Source organism: Flavobacterium sp. 102 (genome assembly GCF_003634615.1).
In the GTDB taxonomy this organism is placed as follows: Bacteria; Bacteroidota; Bacteroidia; order Flavobacteriales; family Flavobacteriaceae; genus Flavobacterium.
In genome coordinates this window covers 1,225,951-1,246,011 of sequence record NZ_RBKX01000001.1, presented here as the reverse complement: position 1 = coordinate 1,246,011, position 20,061 = coordinate 1,225,951, and the positions used below count along the sequence as shown (strand labels likewise).

Below are 20,061 nucleotides of genomic sequence, written 5' to 3'. Positions count from 1 at the left end.
AATTTCTTATGTTTATATAGTAGTTTGCTCAAAATCAGTTAAATTTGGGTTTCAAAATTACTAACGGATGAAAAAACTACTACTTCTATTGTTGTTTGCTGTTACGGCTAATGCACAATTTCTACCTTCATATCCAACGATTTCTCAATGTGATGATAACAATGATCAATATGCTGTTTTTGATTTAACCCAATTAACATCACAAATTTTAGCTGCTGTTGTTGAAAGTAATTACACCATTACTTATTATCCTTCCTATGCTAACGCTCTGAATAATACAAATCCGATTATCAATGCAAACAATTATAGTAATATCCAACCCGCTATCCAAACGTTGGGCATTAGAATAGTAAACAATTCAACCAATGATGTCAATGTGGCTACGGTTGATATTAGGGTTTTACCCAGACCTACTGTCAATTCGGCAATATTACAGTTTTGCGACACCAATGAGTTGCCTATATATAATTTGAATGATGCCATACCACAAATAATTAATGGCGATCCAAGTGTTACCATAACCTTTTATGAAACAATAGCTGATGCTGAAACTGGTTCTAACGCTATACTTGATGGCGGATATATCCCCTTAATTAGTCCCGGAATACAAATACTATATGCCAGAGTTGAAAATACTCAAAATGCCTGTTTTTCAGTTACAACATTAACATTGAATACATACAACTGCGGAGAAGCCTGTCCGGCGCCAAGTAATTTAATGGCAACCAACATCACTCCTACTTCATTTACTTTAAATTGGAGTAATTCGGGTGGCTTTATAGGTTACATTTTCAACCGAATTTCAATTGTTCCTTATGGCGCTCCTCCACCAACAGAAGACAACTCAATAGTCGTACAAGCTCCTTTAAATTCCTATATTTTCACAGGACTATTACCGGATGCCTGTTATTCGGTATATGTTAGAAAAGTTTGTGACATTGGAGTAAACAGTCCTTGGTCTGAACCTTTAACCATTTGTATGTTAGATTGTGTCAATAGTGGAAACTGTGCTGAAGCTTTAATATTAAACGCTTTCTTAGACAGTAATAACAATGGCATCAAAGACACCGGAGAGTTCAATTTTAATCAAGGTAATTTTGTGTATCAAATCAATGATTCAGGTAATAATCTTTATGGAAGTTCGAATAATGGTTCTTATTATATCTATGAAAATAACCCTCTGAACTCGTATGATATTAATTTCGCTGTGAATAGCGAATTGACCAATTATTATGTGTCCAATGCCTCTTATACAAATGTAACACTACCCGACGGAAGTGGCGCAAATTACTTGTATTTTCCAATTACTACCAACCAATCTTATATTGACGCCGTTTGTTATGTTTATCCACAAAACCAACCTAGACCGGGATTTACATATGATGTTGTAGTAAGCTATACAAACAATAGTTTTGGAACAATTTCAAATGGTACTTTGACATTTACCAAAGACCCAAATGTAACCATAGTTTCAATTTCGCAAACAGGAACAACAGCATCAAGTACCGGATTTACTTATGACTTTACCAATTTAGCCTATAATGAAATTCGTTATATTACTGTAACGCTACAAGTTCCAACGATACCAACTGTCAATTTAGGAGATTTATTAACCAATAGCGCTTCAATTCAAGTTGATGGTGATGCCAACCTCGCTAACAATTCTTCCTCTTTTACCCTAACGGTTGTGGGTTCTTATGACCCAAATGACAAAGCCGAATCTCGCGGGGGCAAAATAGTTTTTGACCATTTTACTGCCAATGATTATCTGTATTACACCATTCGTTTTGAAAATACCGGAACGGCCAACGCAGAGTTTATCAGAGTGGAAGATGTACTTCATGCCGATTTAGACGAAAACACTTTTGAAATGCTTAACGCCAGCCATACAGTAAACACAAGACGTGAAGGCAATCAACTGACTTGGCATTTCTTCGACATCAATTTGCCGCCAAGCAGTATTAACATCAGTGATGGTCATGGCTATGTTTATTTCAGAATCAAACCAAAATCAGGTTATGCCATTGGTGATATTATTCCGAATACGGCTTCCATTTTCTTTGATTACAATCCGGCAATTGTGACCAATAGATTCGATACAGAATTTGTAGAAAGTTTGGGTATTCCGACTTTTGAAGCTAATAATATTATTTTGTATCCTAATCCGGCAAGCGAACTGGTTACCGTAAATCTATCCAATGTAGCCGAAAACCTCAAAGAAATTGTCTTCTACGACATTATTGGCAAAAAAATAAAAACAATTTCTTCTTTATCTGATAATCAAACAACAATTGATTTATCCGATTTATCAAAAGGAGTTTACTTGGTAGAAATCAATACAGAAAACAACTTGAAAACCATCAAAAAACTAATAATTCAATAATCGAATATTCATAGAAATAAAAATCCCGTCTCAATAAAAGACGGGATTTTTTTATTTGTTCAACCACCAAATACTCGCATTGAGTACGGTAGCAAAACTGACCCAAGCCAAATACGGAACAAACAACATTCCGGCGACTTTATCAATTTTCTTAAATTGAGTATAGGTTTCAAAAATCACTAACCAAAGCAAAATGATTTCAATCAAAGCCAATAACGGATTGTGCAATCCAAAGAACAAATAAGACCAAAGCGCATTCAACCCTAATTGGTACATAAAAAACTTAAAAGCCTTTTTGACATTTTCTTCATCAGTCTCCATTCGGTTCCAAATCATGCCGCCTGCAACACCAATCATGATGTAAAGTACTGTCCAAACCGGGGCAAAAATCCAATTCGGCGGATTAAAAACAGGCTTAATCAATGTCGGATACCAAGTCGTAATACTTTCACGAGTAACTACTCCGGATAAGTAACCAATAACCAAACATGTTGCTACAACGAGGACTATTCTTAAAATCTTTTGCATGGCGATAAGTTTTAATTTTAGTCAAATATACTAAAGTTTAACCACTAAGCACAAGAGGAAAGGACTAGGAACACTATGCTCTTTGTGAACTTTGCGTATCTCTTTGTTTCCTTTGCGGTTAAAATCAAAACTCCTTAAGTCTATTTGTCAATTCAAAAAAGAAAAAATTATCTTTGCTTACTCAAGACCAATTTTGGTCAAACTGAACGAAGTTAAAATCAAATCTATGCTTTCTTCCAGTAATTCGCTTAAGCTCTTGTCCGAAAAGGATTTTATGACAAAACCATTTTCAACAGTAATCGAAAACGGAAGTTTTCAATGGAGTGCACCTAGTAATATTGCTTTAGTCAAATATTGGGGCAAAAAAGAGAATCAGGTTCCGGCCAATCCTTCAGTCAGTTTTACTTTGAACAATTGTAAAACAATTACCAAATTGGCTTTCGCCAAAAAAGAGAGTAATAGTAATTTCTCTTTCGATTTGCTGTTTGAAGGCCAACCCAAAGAAGATTTCAAACCGAAAATCCAAAAGTTCTTAGAACGTATTGAAATCTATTGTCCTTTTCTGAAAGATTATCATTTCACGATAGATACCGAAAACACTTTTCCGCACAGTTCAGGCATTGCTTCTTCCGCTTCAGGAATGGCTGCTTTGGCGATGAATATTATGTCTTTGGAAAAAGCTTTATCCCGAAACTTCGGGACGGAAATGACAGACGATTTCTTTAACCAAAAAGCTTCTTTCTTAGCCCGATTAGGTTCGGGAAGCGCTTGCAGAAGTGTAAAAGGAAGTGTTGTCGTTTGGGGCAATCATGCTGAAATCAATGGAAGCTCAGATTTGTTCGGAGTGGAATTTCCATCGAAGATTCACGACAATTTCAAGAATTACCAAGATACTATTCTCTTAGTGGATAAAGGCGAAAAGCAAGTTTCAAGTACGGTGGGACACGATTTAATGCACAATCATCCATTTGCTGAACAACGATTTGCGCAAGCACACGAAAATTTATCGGCTATCAAAAAAGTTTTGGAAAACGGCGATTTAACCCAATTTATAAAGATAGTCGAAAGCGAAGCTTTGACACTTCACGCGATGATGATGACCTCGATTCCTTATTTTATCCTAATGAAACCCAATACATTGGAAATCATCAATGAAATTTGGAAGTTTAGAAACGAAACGAATATTCCTATATGTTTTACCTTAGATGCCGGTGCCAACGTACATATTTTGTATCCCGAAAACGTTAGAGTTCAGGCAATGCAATTTATTACTACAGAATTAGTTGGCTATTGTCAAAATGGTAACTATATTTGTGATGCGATTGGACTTGGAAGTCAATTGATAATTGATAATTGATAATTGATAATTGATAATGCAAAATTAGAACATGGAGAAGAAAAACGTTATCAAGGAGAAATCATTTTCTTTTGCGATTGAAGTTGTTTCTCTTTATAAAGTTTTAGTTGAAAGGAAAGAGTTTGTTTTGTCAAAACAATTGTTACGTTCTGGAACATCAATTGGAGCCAATGTCAGAGAAGCAGAACATGCTCAAAGCAAAGCAGATTTTATAAATAAATTATCTATTTCCCTTAAAGAAGCAAACGAAACTGAATATTGGATAGATTTATTGTTTGAAACCAAATATTTAAATCAAGCCGAATTTGAAAATATAAAACCAAAAGCAGTAGAATTATTAAAGTTACTAACTAGTATAATTAATACGTCAAAAACAAAATAATTATCAATTATCCATTGTTAATTATCCATTAAAACATATGAAAGGACCATTATTTTACTCAAAGATTCTTCTCTTCGGAGAATACGGAATTATAAAGGATTCTAAAGGTTTATCCATTCCCTACAATTTTTACAACGGCGCTTTGAAAGTGGACGAAAATCCATCCGAAGAAGCGATTAAATCTAACGCGAGTTTGCGTCGTTTTGTAACCTATTTGGACCAACTTCAAAAAGACCAACCCGAGTTAGTAACTTTCAATATTGAAGTTTTAAAAACCGATGTAGAACGCGGCATGTATTTCGATTCCAGTATTCCGCAAGGATATGGTGTTGGCAGCAGCGGTGCTTTAGTGGCGGCGATTTATGACAAATATGCCAACGACAAAATCACGGTTTTAGAGAATTTAACCCGTGAGAAATTATTGCAGTTAAAAACGATTTTTTCCCAAATGGAGTCATTCTTCCACGGAAAAAGTTCCGGTCTTGATCCATTAAACAGCTATTTGAGCATTCCGATTTTGATCAATTCCAAAGACAATATCGAAGCCACCGGCATTCCGTCTCAAAGTGCGACCGGAAAAGGTGCTGTGTTTTTGTTAGACTCCGGAATCGTAGGCGAAACTGCTCCAATGGTGAACATCTTCATGGAAAACCTAAAAGAAGAAGGTTTTCGAAAAATGTTAAAATCACAATTCATCAAATACACCGACGCTTGCGTGGAAAATTTCCTCGGCGGCGATATGAAATCTTTGTTTGCCAATACCAAACAATTGTCTAAAGTAGTCTTAAACAATTTCAAGCCAATGATTCCCGAAGCGTTTCACGGCGTTTGGCAAAAAGGACTTGACACCAATGATTACTACTTAAAACTTTGCGGTTCCGGCGGCGGCGGTTATATTCTAGGATTTACCGAAGATTTAGAAAAGGCCAAAAAATCCCTGAAAGATTACAAATTGGAAGTGGTTTACCAGTTTTAAACATGAAATCCACTTTTGTCATCCTGAGCGCAGTCGAAGGACTAATGTATGCAAAATGTTAAGCCGAAAAACCAAACACACCTTACTGAAAATCATCAGCATGTTTTCTGTAGTGCGCGGTTACAACATTCCCGTAATTGCTTTAGCCCAATATTTATCGGCCATATTCATTTTGGCTCCCGAAAAAAGAGCACTCGATGTTTTGCTCGATTTCAACTTGTTTATCATCGTTTTAGTTTCCAGTTTGACCATTGCTTCGGGTTATATCATCAACAATTTTTACGACAGCAAAAAAGACCTAATCAATCGTCCAAACAAATCCCAATTAGACAGATTGGTCAGTCAAAAAACCAAACTACAGGTCTATTTTTCAGTAAATTTCATAGTCTTCTTGTTAGCTTTCTTGGTTTCTTTTCGAGCGGTTCTATTTTTCTCCGTTTACATTTTCCTGATTTGGTTCTATTCGCACAAACTCAAAAAAATCACCATCATAGGCAATCTGACTGCTTCATTTCTAGCCGTTTTGCCTTTCTTCGCGATTCTTTTGTATTATAAAAATTTATATCCGCAGATATTTGCGCATGCCACTTTTCTCTTTTTATTGATTTTAATCAGAGAAATGATCAAAGATTTAGAAAACATCAAAGGTGATATTGCCAACGATTATCAAACCATTCCGGTGCTTTTCGGAGAAGCTTTTTCCAAAAAAGTAATCACGCTGTTAACCGTTTCCACCATCATTCCCATCTATTATTTGGTCGAAGTTTTTGAAGTCGGTTACATGGATATCTACTTTTACATCAGCATGATTATCCTGATTTTTTTTCTGCAAAAACTCTGGAAATCCAACTCCAAACCCGATTACCTAAAACTACACAACATTTTGAAATTCCTAGTAGTTTCAGGCGTGTTTTGCATTGTACTTATCGATCCGTCGGTCTTAATTCACGGCAAAAAAATGGTGGAAACCATTGTTCGTTAGGTTTGATATTAAGAGGAGAATGTCCTGTGGACATTCGGTAGAATATTGTGATAAACTAAAATTATCTGACAGTCATTAGCTGTCTTCCTTTTAATTTCATATTTTCTGGGCTAATTCAATCCTTAGTTTTGTACTCTTTAAAAACGTATCTTTGCACCCACCCGAGGCCAAAATGGCCGAACGGAACGAAGTTAAATTACAGAATTTATGAACAAGAATGAAGGCAATAACAAAAGAGGTGGTTCACGTCCGAACAGTTCGAGACCAAGCTCTAATAAGCCTAAACCAGCCATGCAAAAAAGAGCGCAAGGCCCGAAAAAAGCCAAGCCAACCACTGACGATGCCGCTGCAAAAAAAACCCAAAAACCTGCTAAAGCAGTAAACAATGTCCCGAAACCTTTGAAATCGGATGATATTCGTTTAAACAAATACATCTCCAACTCGGGCGTTTGCTCGCGTCGTGATGCTGATATTTACATCCAATCCGGAAATGTGAAAGTGAACAATATCGTCATCACCGAAATGGGTTATAAAGTAAAACCGGGCGATGTGGTCAACTTTGACGGTGCGACTTTAACACCGGAACGCAAAGAATACATTTTGCTGAACAAACCTAAGAACTTCACCACTTCTAACGAAGACAATGATGATTACAGAAATGTATTGGAATTGGTTCGTGGTGCCACGAACGCCAAAATCCAACCGATTGGACGTATGGACAAAAACACTACCGGATTGTTGATCTTTACCAATGATACCGATATGGTTAGAAAATTCAGCTTACCCAATCAAAAATCAGCTAAAATCTACCAAGTTTCTTTAGACAAGAATTTGAAATTTGAAGATTTAGAGAAAATTTCCAATGGTGTAACTTTAGACGGACACAAATTATACGTAGACGAAATCTCGTATATCGAAGGCGAACCTAAAACAGAAATCGGGTTAAAATTGAGAACTCCTAACGTAAAAGTGGTTCGCGCTATTTTTGAAAATTTCAAATACGATGTATTGAAAATCGACCGTGTGGCTTTCGCCGGTTTGACCAAAAAGAATTTACCGCGTGGCAATTGGCGTTTCCTGACTGAACAGGAAATTATCAATTTGAAAAACGTTTAAAAAAATTATCATACATTTACCATTATAAAAATTCTCTCGTTCGATTAACGAGAGAATTTTTTATTTCTAACAATATGTCAGCAGAAAAAAATCTCTCAATTGCCCATCTTTGGTTTGAAGCTTTCAACGCACACAACCTCGAAAAATTATTGTCCTTGTACGATGACGAAGCGGAACACTTTAGCCCTAAACTAAAAATCCGCCATCCGGAAACCAATGGTTTAGTCACCGGAAAAGACGCTTTACGCACGTGGTGGCAAGAGGCGTTTGACCGTTTACCGACTTTAAACTACAGAGTAACTTCTTTGACTTCCAATTCCGACCGCGTTTTTATGGAATACATTCGAACCGTAGAAAACGAAGCCGATATGTTAGTCGCCGAAGTATTGGAAATCAAAGAAAACAGAATCATTGCTTCACGAGTATATCACGGATAATTTATCATTCTGTTAACAATTCAATTGACCAAAAACCAATAGCTTTACTTCAACTAAACCATTAACCATGAGAAACTTATATTTATTTTCTTCGGCAATTTTATCGTCACTTTTTTTTGTAAGCTGCAAAACTGAAGAAAAACAAGGTGATATCAATGCCATTGCCAAAACCTATTTTGATTACAAAAATGCGCTAAACCCTTTAGAAGCTACTCAAAACGGTCAAAGCCAATTCAATGACCAACTGATTTTTGAAATGACTGATTCCCACCGAAAAAAGCAAGCTGAATTTTACGCAAAATATGAAAAAGAACTGGCAAGTATTGATACTACTTCATTATCAGAAGAAGAAAAAAACAGTTTCGACATCATCTCATGGGAAATTACCATTGGTAAAGATTTATTAAAACAAAATGCCAATTTGACTCCTATTCATCAATTTTGGGGAACGCATTTAACCATGGGCCAATACGCAAGTGCCGAAAGTGCCCAACCGTTTAAAACCGAAAAAGACTATCAAAACTTCCTAAAAAGAATGGATGCCTACACGGTGTGGATTGACTCGGCAATGGTGTATATGAAAAAAGGAATTCAAGAAAAAGTAGTCTTGCCAAAAGCTTTAGCAGAAAAAATAATTCCGCAATTTCAAGACGTAATAACGCCCAATGTTGAAGATAATTTATTCTATTCAAGCTGCAAAAAATTCCCGGCTGATTTTACGCAAGAGCAAAAAGACCAATTTTCCAAAGCTTATGCCGACTTAATTAACACCAAACTTACACCACAATTTCAAAAGCTTATTACTTTTATGAAATCCGATTACGTTCCGGTTTGCCGAACCACAAGCGGAATTGGTAGTTTGAAAGGCGGAGCTGACTTGTATAAAGTCTATGTAAAACAATGGACGACCACTACTAAAACGCCCGAAGAAATTCACGAATTAGGCTTAAAAGAAGTGGCGCGTATTAAAGCTGAAATGGAAAAAGTAAAAGCCCAAGTAGGTTTCAAAGGCACCATCATCGAATTCTTTGATCATGTGAGAAACAAGCCCGAATTAAAGCCTTTCAAAACGCCGGAAGAGGTAATTGCTAATTTTGAAAGAGTGCACAAAATCATTGAACCTAATGTGAATAAATTTTTCTCTTTACAACCCAAAACCGCCTTCCGAATTAAAAGAACGGAAGCTTTTAGAGAGAATACCGCAAGTGCCGAATATTCTCAAGGCGCCGCCGATGGCAGTAGACCGGGCACGTTTTACGTTCCGATTCCGGATGTAGCCAATTACAATTATTATGGCGATGAGGATTTGTTTTTGCACGAAGCGATTCCGGGACATCATTTCCAAATTTCACTCCAACAAGAGAACGAACTTTTACCTGATTTCAGAAAGTTCAATTGGTTTGGCGCTTATGGCGAAGGTTGGGCTTTATACACGGAGAGTCTAGGAAAAGAATTGGGATTGTACAAAGATCCGTATCAATATTTCGGGATGTTGGGTAACGAGATGCATCGTGCGATTCGTTTGGTTGTTGATACCGGAATACACAGTAAAGGTTGGACACGCGAACAAGCTATCAAATATTCATTGGAAAATGAAGCCGAAAGCGAAGCCAGTATCATCGCCGAAATTGAACGCTATATGGCTATTCCGGGTCAGGCATTGTCGTATAAAATTGGGCAATTAAAAATTTTAGAATTGCGCAAAAAAGCAGAAGAAAAGATGAAAGATAAATTCGACATCAAAGTCTTCCACCAAAAAGTATTAGAATCGGGCGTGATGCCTTTAGCCTTATTGGAAAAGAAAATTAACAACTGGATTACCACCGGAAAATAGGGCCGAACTTAAAAAAAAATATTCAGTGAACATTTTTAGTAAAGGAGCAAGCAGGCGCGCTGGAGTTTTTAAATTTTAAATAAAAAGCCTCTCGACTGAGAGGCTTTTTTTATTAGTTACTAATGTTGTTTTCGAGATTATTGAAATCAATCGTATTCCCATTGACATCAAAAAATTCATAATTGTATTTTAACTTTCCGTCGACTTCATCAATCTTGATAAACATTTGGTAAAACCCTTGACTCCATTCTACAATCACATGGTATTGATAATCGGCAACGCCAAAACTACTCGGCAAATTACTGGTGTAAAGTAGCTTCTTCGATTTTAAATTAAGCGTATTGACTTCAATATTTTCATACTCGCCCATTTCCGCATCATTCACTTTTTTACCCAAATAATCAACACTCGCCACGGCTTTGACCATTTTCCTTTTTTCTTTGCCTTTGTTGTAATCATCTTTTATAGAGAATATTACATCTTTCAAGGAACTTTTTCCGGCATTGACTAAGGAGAATTTGATTTGGTGATTGTACATTAATTTATGTACTTTCTTATTACCGTCTTCAGTCGAACTTTCTTCACTTAAATCGTTATCCACAATTTCTATAATGGGAATATTTTGCCCGGCAGATAAGGTAAAAGTATCAAATCTTAGGGTTTTTATTTTTTGCTCTGCTTCGTCAACAATTTTATCCTTTTCAACAATTTCCGCATTCAACACCTCAATTTGCTTAATAGCTTCTTCCAACTGTTTTTGTTTTTCCGCCGAAATGGAATTGGAACTATTTCTATATAGCAAATACCCCGACAGTGCTAACAAAACAAATCCAAAAATTCCAAGTACCACAGTTATCATAAGCTTTTTCCCTTTCATTAGAATAAAAGATTTACCTCAAATTAGTATTGATGCTGTAAAAATAATCGAATTTTCAAAAATTAAAACACTCTAAAAGAACAAACTGTAAACATATTATTAACCAATTGGTAACAATAAAAAAGCCCCAACTTTCGTTAGAGCTTTATTGTGCGGGTAATAGGACTCGAACCTACACGCCTTGCGGCACCAGATCCTAAGTCTGGCACGTCTACCAATTTCGCCATACCCGCAAAATCGTGAGTGCAAATATAATCATAACTTCAAACTTTCAAAGGAAAATTATTAAAAAAAATAACGCTCAATTTTGTACTTTTGAAGCACAACAAATTTAAACCCATGGACAACATCAAAAATTACGTTCAACAAAACAAAGAACGTTTTATAAATGAGTTAATTGAACTCCTAAAAATCCCTTCCGTAAGTGCCGACAGCGCTTATGCCCAAGACGTAATCAACACCGCCGATGCCGTAAAAGCCAGCTTGGAAAAAGCCGGTTGTAACTTTGTAGAAATTTGCGAAACGCCGGGTTATCCAATTGTTTTTGGGGAACATATCATCGACAAGAATTTACCAACGGTTCTGGTTTACGGTCATTATGATGTGCAACCGCCGGATCCAATTGATTTATGGACTTCGCCTCCATTCGAACCGGTAATCAAAACTACTGAAATCCATCCGGAAGGAGCGATTTTTGCCCGTGGCGCTTGTGATGACAAAGGTCAGATGTACATGCACGTCAAGGCTTTTGAATACATGATCCAAAGCAATTCGCTTCCGTGTAACGTGAAATTCATGATTGAAGGTGAAGAAGAAGTGGGTTCCAAAAGTCTAGGCTGGTTCGTAGAAAAAAACCAAGACAAACTAAGTTGCGATGTGATTTTAATTTCTGATACCGGAATGATATCCAACCAACAGCCATCAATTACAACCGGTTTGCGTGGTTTGAGTTATGTAGAAGTAGAAGTAACCGGACCAAATCGCGACCTACATTCAGGTTTATACGGTGGCGCTGTAGCCAATCCGATTAATGTGTTGACTAAGATGATTGCTTCGTTGCATGACGAAAACAACCACATTACCATTCCCGGTTTTTATGACAAAGTAGAAGAACTTTCCGCTGCAGAAAGAGCTGAAATGGCGAAAGCACCATTCTCTTTAGACAAATACAAACAAGCGTTAGACATCGCCGATATTTATGGTGAAACCGGTTATGTAACCAATGAAAGAAACTCGATTCGTCCGACCTTAGACGTTAACGGAATTTGGGGCGGTTATACCGGCGAAGGTGCCAAAACGGTTATTGCGAGCAAAGCTTACGCCAAAATCTCGATGCGTTTGGTACCCAACCAAGACTGGGAAGAAATCACCGAATTATTTAAAAACCACTTCGAAAGCATCGCTCCAAAAGCGGTAAAAGTAAAAGTAACACCGCATCACGGCGGACAAGGTTATGTAACGCCAATTGACAGCATTGGTTATAAAGCCGCGAACAAAGCCTATACAGAAACCTTCGGCGTGCAAGCCATTCCGGTGCGTTCCGGCGGAAGTATTCCGATTGTGGCTTTATTTGAAAAAGAATTAAAATCAAAAACTATCTTGATGGGATTCGGTTTAGATTCTGATGCAATTCACTCGCCTAACGAGCATTTCGGAGTATTTAATTACTTAAAAGGGATTGAAACGATTCCATTGTTTTATAAATATTTTGTGGAGTTGAGTAAGTAATATTGCTCGCAAAGACGCAAAGTCACAAAGAAAATCCGTTTATTCCTTTTTTGAATAAACGGATTTTTTATTTGTTGGGCGTTCACTATTGCAGAAATTCTTTCTTAAACAGAAACCAAACACAAGCAATAGCGGCGGGCTTTACGCACTCGCTTCCCGATAAAAATCGGGAGAGCTCAAACAATGCTTCAATCCCTAACGCAAACCATAATAAATTAGACGTAAATGTTAAATTTTTACTCTACAGTTGTAGAATTGATTTTTTATTCTACATTTGTAGAGTTAATGTTAAAAACCTCAGCACAATGCAGTTATCCAATTCAGAAGAACAATTAATGGAACATTTGTGGAAATTGGAGAAAGCCTTCATGAAAGATTTATTAGAAGCCTTTCCCGAACCCAAACCGGCAACGACAACCGTGGCAACACTTTTGAAAAGAATGATTGACAAAAAGTTTGTGGCTTACAACGAATATGGAAACTCACGAGAATATTATCCGTTAGTCAAAAAATCGGATTATTTCTCCAAACACGTCAACGGATTGATTAAAAACTTCTTTAACGATTCGGCTTCTCAGTTTGCTTCCTTCTTTACGACTTCAACCAATTTATCGGAAAAAGAATTAGAAGACCTAAAAAAAATTATTGATGTTGAACTTCAAAAAAAGAAAAAATGACCGACTTCCTAATTACATCAACCATAGGCCTAATCGTTTTTCTTGGTTTCTATCATTTAGTACTAGAAAAAGAAAAAATGCACCAATTCAATCGGTTTTACTTATTGTTTTCGATTGCAATTTCACTCGTGCTTCCGTTTATAACTTTTGAAATAATCAAAGAAATTCCGGTTACAGCAATTCCAGAACCGATTTACATGCCGATTCCAATTTCACCTGAAATCGTTCCGGCAACCGAAACCATCAATTATACTTCACTTTTTTTATGGGGTTTATATGGATTGACAACACTTATTCTTGTGTTCAGATTCGGTAAAAACATTTGGAAACTAACTTCAAAATCAAATTCCAATCCAATTATAAAATACAAAAACGCGCAATTGGTTTTAATTGATGAAAAAATACTTCCACATACTTTTTTGAATTCTATTTTTATCAATTTTGACGACTACAATCTGCGAAAAATTGAAGACGAATTATACACCCACGAATTGGTTCATGTTACTCAAAAACACACGTTAGATATCTTGTTTGTTGAATCTTTGAAAACCGTTTTTTGGTTCAATCCTCTATTTTATTTCTATAAAAAAGCCATCCAACTCAACCATGAATTCCTCGCCGATGAAAAAGTGGTGGTAACCTATAATAATATTCCGTTTTACCAAAGCTTGCTATTGCAAAAAGGAAGTAAGAACCCAACGATTTGCTTGGCCAGTAATTTGAATTATTTAGTAACCAAAAAACGCTTAATCATGATGACTAAAAACACTTCTAAAACATTGGCTTTGCTAAAAAAAGCAACCATTTTACCCATAATTTTCGGATTGATTTATTTATGCTGTGTGGAAATTGTGGCGCAAGAAACAGCATTACCGACAACAAATAAGGCTGAAAAAAGCATAACTAATGAAGATAAGATTAGAGATCGTTATTACTCCAACGTCAGAGTCATTTTGAAAGATGCAAGGAACGGTACAACGATTGACAAAATGTATGAAGAACTAACCCTTGAAGAAAAAAGAAAGTATTTGAGTTGGGTTCCCGATATGATTATCGAAAAAGAAATTCCGGAACCTTTGTTTCAGAAAATGAAAACCAAAAATATGGCGGTGTGGATTAATGGCAAAACAAGTAGCGCAGCCGAGATTCAAAAGTACAAGAGAACCGATTTTTCGCATTATACTTATAGTTTTGTGCACAAAAATGCCCGTTCAAAACGTTTTCCTCAAGAATACCAATACACGTTGTATACCAAAAAATATTTTGACGAAAATCTAAAAAACAGCCATTTGCATTTCGGAAATGACACTTTAAAAATGGTCATCTCAAATTACAAAAAAAACAAAGTCGATGAAATCCTAAACCAAAGCAATCCGGACACAATCGTTTGGCATACCAAAGGAAAGGAAGAGTATAATTTATATGTCAAAGATACAGTCAAAAAAAGTAAAATTATCGAGAAACCAAAACCAACCTACAATCCGGAAGTACCCATAAAAAAAGACAGTAGTGATGTTAAATCTGTAGCTGAATTGACTGAAAAACCCGAGTTTGAATTAGGACTGGAAGCCTTTTTCAAATACATTGGCGCCAACTATAAAATACCGGAAGAAGTAACCAAAAACAAACTAAAAGGAAAGGTTTTTGCCAGTTTCATCGTGGAGAAAGACGGAAGTTTATCCAACATAAAAATCCTCAGAGACATGGGTTACGGTACTGGAGAAGAAGCCGAAAGAGTCTTGAAAAATTCACCCAAATGGAAACCGGGAAAAATAGACGGAAAACCGGTGAGAACAATGTACAGTTTGCCAATTTCCATAAAATCTGAGTAGATGAATTGGAGAATTCTATCCTTTTTGATGCTTTTTTTATTGGTTTGCAGTTGTAAAATCAATAAAACGGTAAATCATGACCGCGTTGGAAAATGGGTTTACAAAGACACGGTAAACGGCATTCAATACAAATCAAAAGGACGATACAAAAAGAGTATAGAAATCAAAACTTGGAGATATTACGAAAACCGAAAACTAGTTAAGACCGAGAGATATTTGAATGGCATTTGCCACATTAAAACTTTTGATCACAAAGGCGATATTACTTCAACCGGTCAATCGATGATGGTAGAAGAACAAGACGGAACGCATTGGTATATCATTGGAGAATGGACTTTTTTTGACCCAAACGGTAAAGTTATTGGCATCAAAAAATACGAAAAAGGCGAATTGGTTTCGGAAATAGCAATGTAAAATACTATTCTTTTAAAAACTGCTTCGAATAGCTGGAATCATCTGTTTTGATTTTCAAATAATAACTTCCCTTTGCCAGTCGTGAAACGTTGATGGTTTGTTTATTTCCAATTTCTTTTTGGACAATTTGCCCTAAGTTATTATAGATTTCAATCGCTTTGACATCTAAGTTATCCATTGTCTCAATATGTAAAATATTTTTAGCCGGAACAGGATGAATCGTAAATAGATTATCTGCCTCAAAATCATTTTGCCCTAAAACGGCAATTACAGAACTTGTAGTATTGGTAACAATCGGAAAATTATAATCAAAGAAAATACTCGCTTGATTGCTAAACGTCACGCCTTGAATTACGCTCGGCAACAATTTTATTTTGAAAACCAAATAGCCATCATTGATAGAATCATCAAATGGCAAGTTGATATTTTCAAAAATAAATTCAGCGGTATTTCCCGTAATTCTTGTGAAGAAACTATGGCTTCCGGTGATTGGCGTTAAAGTTGAAATATCAAATTTGGTAGCATCAATAACATCTTTTACCACTATGTTTTGTGCCGGAAAAGTGCCTGTGTTTTCAAATCTGATTCGATAGGAAACATAATTCCCAATAAAATCATTGCTCAACGATTCTCCTTCTAAACAAATTTTATCATTTGGATCAAAAGAATTCACGACAGTCTGATTCAATGAATGGGTATTAAGATACGGTATTGCTGCATCGGTTTCGCTTATAGAAGTTGTATAACTCAACACATCATTGCTATTCAATGGAGGCGTTTCCATCGGACTGTTAAGATTGAACGTTAAGTTTATTGTTCGGGTTTCAAACGGCAATAAATTCGCAAATGACCAACTCAAAGCTCCACCTAAAATGGCTGTTGGAGTGATTGAAGCAGCAACAAAATCCAAAGTTGCATCGGGAAAATTTAGTAATATCATTCCACTGTCAATAGTGTTTCCGGTATTCTTGTAGACTATTTTATAATTTGCATCAAATCCAGAAACCGCTGGACTTAGCGGAATTAAGGTAATATCAAAATCATGTATTGCTGCGCCTGCGGACAAACAAAAGTTTTGATTCAGCGGACTGTTTTGGGTTGGAAAATTGACCGTGACATTGGCTGGTGTGATTGCAAATGCTGCTGAATTCTCAAGAACCGGTGTTATGGTGTGCGTTCCGAAACCAACATTTAGTGTATAATTCCCGGAAGCATCAGAAATTATAGTGCCTGTTTCACTGCCATTGGTAATGGTAAACTCTTGATAAGGAATTGGGAAATCATTAATATGACACCCATTGGCATTAAAATCAAATTTTGTTTCTCCGCTTACCGTATAATAAATGCCACCAGGAGTGAATGTGCAATAAGAATTGACCTGAACCTGATTTTGCAACCCCAATTGGTTGATTCTTGATTGAATATTAGGCCTTTCGCCATCGTCCACACAGATAAAGGATAAATTAGGACAACTCCAAATACTCAAGCTTAATGCAGGATTTTGAAAAATATCACCTCCTTCATTACAACTAACAGTAGTATGATTGAATCCGTTTTTTAAAATGACATATTCCAAATTTGGACTATTAGAAATACTGAGATGCCCTTGATCTTCCGGATCACAAGAAGTAATCATCCTAAAATTTCCTAAATCAAAAAAAGTGTTGTTGGAGTTATAATAAATATTCCCCGGTTGTATGTAATTTTCACTAAAAAGGACTCTGTCAACCATGTTATTTCCAAGAAAAACATCACACTCATTGTTAAAACTAAAAAGTGAAAGATCTAAAAGTGAAAATTGATTATTCCTAAAATCGGCACTGGAATAAGCAGAAGTAGTTCCATTAACTTGAATGGTCGTTAAATTATTATGACTGACACTGAAAAACTCAAAAGTAGCATTATCAATGACTAAACTCGTAAGCTGATTGTGACTCAGATTAACGGTTTCGTAATAAGTACCGCTTTCAATCGTATAAGAGGTAAGATTGTTATAACTCAAATCAAGACCTTCTTTAAAGGAATCCCAATTTACACTAACTGAAGTTAAGGCATTGTGATTGGCGTACAACATTGACAAAGCTGTCGGCGCCAATATAGAGATTGTAGTCAGTAAATTGTTATTACAATTGAGGTATTTTAAACTGGTAAAGTATTCTATCCCTGTTAAATCTGAAATGTTCGCATTGGACACATCCAGTTGCCAAACATTGTCAACTTCACTCACTTCAAGCTCACCATCGTTATTGGAATCAAGATATATATCATTTGGATTATTGGTCACTGCTACATAAGGCTGCATCAATTTCGCTTTAAAATTAGCATCCGGAAAATTGATGATTTGTCCATTAACTAAACCGCAGAAGAGTAAGCAAAAGAATAAGTAAAAATGTTTCATAACCAAATATTTACCATTTAAAAGTAATCTTTTATTTTAATTTACCAATATAAAAACAAAGTTTTTAAGTCACTATCAAATTACTCTCAACCCATCATTAAATTAATTATCAACGTCTTACAATAAACCAAAAGTTTTGGCGTTATATTTGTATAATCATCATAATCAAAATCTTCCGAACCCGTTTCGGAGTAAAATCAATCATCATGTTAAAACGTTTCTTCCTTCTTTGTTCCGGTGTCGACAGTGACATCGTGAACTCTTGTTCCAATGGCGAACAAAACAAATACGCAGGCATTGGCGCTACCGTATTTTTTACAGCAGTAATGGCATTTATTGCCGGCAGTTATGCGCTTTATACCGTTTTCGACAATATTTATACCGCGGTTTTCTTTGGATTGATTTGGGGATTTTTAATCTTCAATCTCGATCGGTTTATCGTTTCTACCATCAAAAAAAGAGATCGTTTTTTAGACGAATTTATTCAAGCTTCGCCTCGAATTTTGTTGGCCATTATCATCGCCATCGTGATATCGAAACCCTTGGAAATAAAAATTTTTGAAAAAGAAATCAATACCGTTTTATTAAAGGAGAAAAATGAAATGGCGATTGCCAATAAAAATCAGGTGTCTAATTATTTCAAAGGCGATGTTGATAAAAACAAAGCCGAAATGGACAGCTTAAAGTCATCGATTGCCAAAAAAGAAAAAGAGGTTTCGGCCTTATACGATTCCTATATTACTGAAGCTGAAGGTTCAGCCGGAACGAAAAAAATGGGCAAAGGTCCAATATACAAAGAGAAACGTGCCGCACATGATTTGGCCATCAAACAATTGGATTCGTTAAAAATATCAAGTGCCAAAATCATCGCCGAAAAAGAAACCCGAAGCAAAACACTTCAAGCTGATTTGGATAAAAAAGTTTCCGAATCTCAGCCTATCATTGACAGTTTCGATGGATTAATGGCAAGAATTAATGCTTTAGGAAAATTGCCTTGGTTGCCATCCTTTTTTATCATGTTGTTGTTTTTAGCGATAGAAACTTCTCCTATTTTCGCCAAATTATTATCCCCAAAAGGCGAATACGATTTGAAACAAGAAGACCAAGAAATGGGCATCAAAAATATCATTGAGCAAAACCGCTACCAAAGCGAATTGCAAAAGAAAACCGATGCCGAGATTTACGATAAGGTTTATGCCGACATTCGCGACGACAAAGAATTATACCACTACAAGAAAAAAGGTGCTATCGAATTGCTCAAACTTCAAGCTGATGGTTTTGTGGATAAGCAGAAGAAATCGATGTAGGATTAGGTAGGCATTAGGCAAAAGTAAAAAAGGCAATAGTTAGAAAATTTAACTATTGCCTTTTGCCTTATCACTATTGCCTTAAATTACATATGGCTTAGAATCTCTTTTTTGTAATTATCATATTCTCCTTGAAGAATCAATCCGTTGTCTAATAATTTTTTGTAGTTCTGTAGTTTTTCGAACAATTCGTCTTGCGACAATTCTGCCAAACCCGATCTGTCATCAGGAAATTGTTTTTCGTCACGGTAACCTGATTGCTCCACCGGAATAATTTCTGCATAATTGATTACTTCTACAGTAGCTACTTCTTCAATTACTTCGGGTTCTGCGATGACTTGTGGCTCTTCAATAACCTCAACGGCTTTGGGTTGCTCAACAATTGGCGTGTCTACTTTTGGATGCTTTAATAAATCCAATTGCTCTTTGGCAAAAGTGTATAATTTTCGTGCTTGATTTTTAGGTAAATAATCAACGGTATGCGTCAAATCTGACTTGGTAGAAAATGTAAAATCAGCCCCTAAAATCCCTTCTTTTACAAAACTCGCTTCAATATCATCCCAATCATAATCTATGAATTCCATTGACAAGCCTAAGTTTTTAGGTTTGCAAAGGATGATTCTTTTATTGGTCACGACAATGCTGTCGGGAAACATGTTTACAGCTGGTTTTTTTTGAACAGCGATGTATCCGATTTCTTCGTTTGACATTAGTAAATTATCCAACTTGGCGGTGATTTTCTCAATCGCCTTTGGATCTTGGTCTTCGTTTAATATCTTTTTTAAATTATCTAACATGGTTTGGTGTTTTAATTTGACGCAAAATTTTTAGCA

17 protein-coding genes and 1 tRNA gene are annotated in these 20,061 nt (G+C 36.0%); 13 read left to right on the top strand and 5 right to left on the bottom strand.

The window, feature by feature from the left end; genetic code table 11:
- Positions 1-67: 67 nt before the first annotated feature.
- Positions 68-2,383 carry a T9SS type A sorting domain-containing protein gene (locus C8C84_RS05565; protein WP_121312594.1) on the top strand — a complete coding sequence of 772 codons (2,316 nt, stop codon included), beginning with the start codon at positions 68-70 and terminating at the stop codon, positions 2,381-2,383.
- Positions 2,384-2,434: 51 nt separating this feature from the next.
- On the opposite strand, the gene C8C84_RS05560 is transcribed toward C8C84_RS05565, so the two are convergent.
- A complete protein-coding gene (locus C8C84_RS05560; protein WP_121312593.1) occupies positions 2,435-2,911 on the bottom strand; it encodes a TspO/MBR family protein in 477 nt (158 codons plus the stop codon).
- 274 nt (positions 2,912-3,185) lie between these two features.
- Between C8C84_RS05560 and C8C84_RS05555 the strand changes: the two genes are divergently transcribed.
- The 7 genes from C8C84_RS05555 (at position 3,186) to C8C84_RS05525 (ending at position 9,995) form a co-directional block, all read left to right on the top strand.
- Positions 3,186-4,268, top strand: a complete 1,083-nt coding sequence (locus tag C8C84_RS05555) for a diphosphomevalonate/mevalonate 3,5-bisphosphate decarboxylase family protein (RefSeq protein WP_233549729.1) — start codon at positions 3,186-3,188, stop codon at positions 4,266-4,268.
- 31 nt (positions 4,269-4,299) lie between these two features.
- Positions 4,300-4,650, top strand: a complete 351-nt coding sequence (locus C8C84_RS05550) for a four helix bundle protein (RefSeq protein WP_121312592.1) — start codon at positions 4,300-4,302, stop codon at positions 4,648-4,650.
- A gap of 37 nt (positions 4,651-4,687) precedes the next feature.
- Positions 4,688-5,626 (top strand): mevalonate kinase, encoded by a 939-nt coding sequence (locus tag C8C84_RS05545; protein ID WP_121312591.1) that lies wholly within the window; start codon positions 4,688-4,690, stop codon positions 5,624-5,626.
- Between the two features lie 55 nt (positions 5,627-5,681).
- Positions 5,682-6,608, top strand: a complete 927-nt coding sequence (locus tag C8C84_RS05540; protein WP_121312590.1) for a geranylgeranylglycerol-phosphate geranylgeranyltransferase — start codon at positions 5,682-5,684, stop codon at positions 6,606-6,608.
- 207 nt (positions 6,609-6,815) lie between these two features.
- Positions 6,816-7,724: a pseudouridine synthase gene (locus C8C84_RS05535; RefSeq protein WP_121312589.1), complete on the top strand. Its 909-nt coding sequence runs from the start codon at positions 6,816-6,818 to the stop codon at positions 7,722-7,724.
- Positions 7,725-7,798: 74 nt separating this feature from the next.
- Positions 7,799-8,161, top strand: a complete 363-nt coding sequence (locus C8C84_RS05530; RefSeq protein ID WP_121312588.1) for a nuclear transport factor 2 family protein — start codon at positions 7,799-7,801, stop codon at positions 8,159-8,161.
- Positions 8,162-8,228: 67 nt separating this feature from the next.
- Entirely contained in the window at positions 8,229-9,995 is a 1,767-nt protein-coding gene (locus tag C8C84_RS05525; protein ID WP_121312587.1) for a DUF885 family protein, read from the top strand.
- A gap of 112 nt (positions 9,996-10,107) precedes the next feature.
- Here the strand turns inward: C8C84_RS05525 and C8C84_RS05520 are convergent, their stop codons facing one another.
- Entirely contained in the window at positions 10,108-10,872 is a 765-nt protein-coding gene (locus C8C84_RS05520; protein ID WP_121312586.1) for a hypothetical protein, read from the bottom strand.
- 151 nt (positions 10,873-11,023) lie between these two features.
- A tRNA-Leu gene (locus tag C8C84_RS05515) sits at positions 11,024-11,105 on the bottom strand.
- Positions 11,106-11,211: 106 nt separating this feature from the next.
- Between C8C84_RS05515 and C8C84_RS05510 the strand changes: the two genes are divergently transcribed.
- From C8C84_RS05510 to C8C84_RS05495, 4 genes are all read left to right on the top strand, one after another.
- Entirely contained in the window at positions 11,212-12,600 is a 1,389-nt protein-coding gene (locus tag C8C84_RS05510) for a dipeptidase (protein WP_121312585.1), read from the top strand.
- 305 nt (positions 12,601-12,905) lie between these two features.
- Positions 12,906-13,277, top strand: coding sequence for a BlaI/MecI/CopY family transcriptional regulator (locus C8C84_RS05505; protein ID WP_121314978.1), 372 nt, complete (start codon positions 12,906-12,908; stop codon positions 13,275-13,277).
- A complete protein-coding gene (locus C8C84_RS05500) occupies positions 13,274-15,109 on the top strand; it encodes an energy transducer TonB (RefSeq protein WP_121312584.1) in 1,836 nt (611 codons plus the stop codon). Before C8C84_RS05505 ends, C8C84_RS05500 begins: the two co-directional genes overlap by 4 nt.
- Entirely contained in the window at positions 15,110-15,523 is a 414-nt protein-coding gene (locus tag C8C84_RS05495; protein ID WP_121312583.1) for a hypothetical protein, read from the top strand. It abuts the gene before it with no gap.
- A 4-nt stretch (positions 15,524-15,527) separates the two neighbouring features.
- Here C8C84_RS05495 and C8C84_RS05490 read toward each other — a convergent pair whose 3' ends face one another.
- Positions 15,528-17,921, bottom strand: a complete 2,394-nt coding sequence (locus tag C8C84_RS05490; protein WP_121312582.1) for a T9SS type A sorting domain-containing protein — start codon at positions 17,919-17,921, stop codon at positions 15,528-15,530.
- Between the two features lie 206 nt (positions 17,922-18,127).
- On the opposite strand from C8C84_RS05490, the gene C8C84_RS05485 reads away from it, so the two are divergent.
- Positions 18,128-19,228 (top strand): DUF4407 domain-containing protein, encoded by a 1,101-nt coding sequence (locus C8C84_RS05485; protein WP_121312581.1) that lies wholly within the window; start codon positions 18,128-18,130, stop codon positions 19,226-19,228.
- 86 nt (positions 19,229-19,314) lie between these two features.
- On the opposite strand, the gene C8C84_RS05480 is transcribed toward C8C84_RS05485, so the two are convergent.
- Positions 19,315-20,025 (bottom strand): PH domain-containing protein, encoded by a 711-nt coding sequence (locus tag C8C84_RS05480; protein WP_121312580.1) that lies wholly within the window; start codon positions 20,023-20,025, stop codon positions 19,315-19,317.
- Between the last annotated feature and the right edge of the window lie 36 nt (positions 20,026-20,061).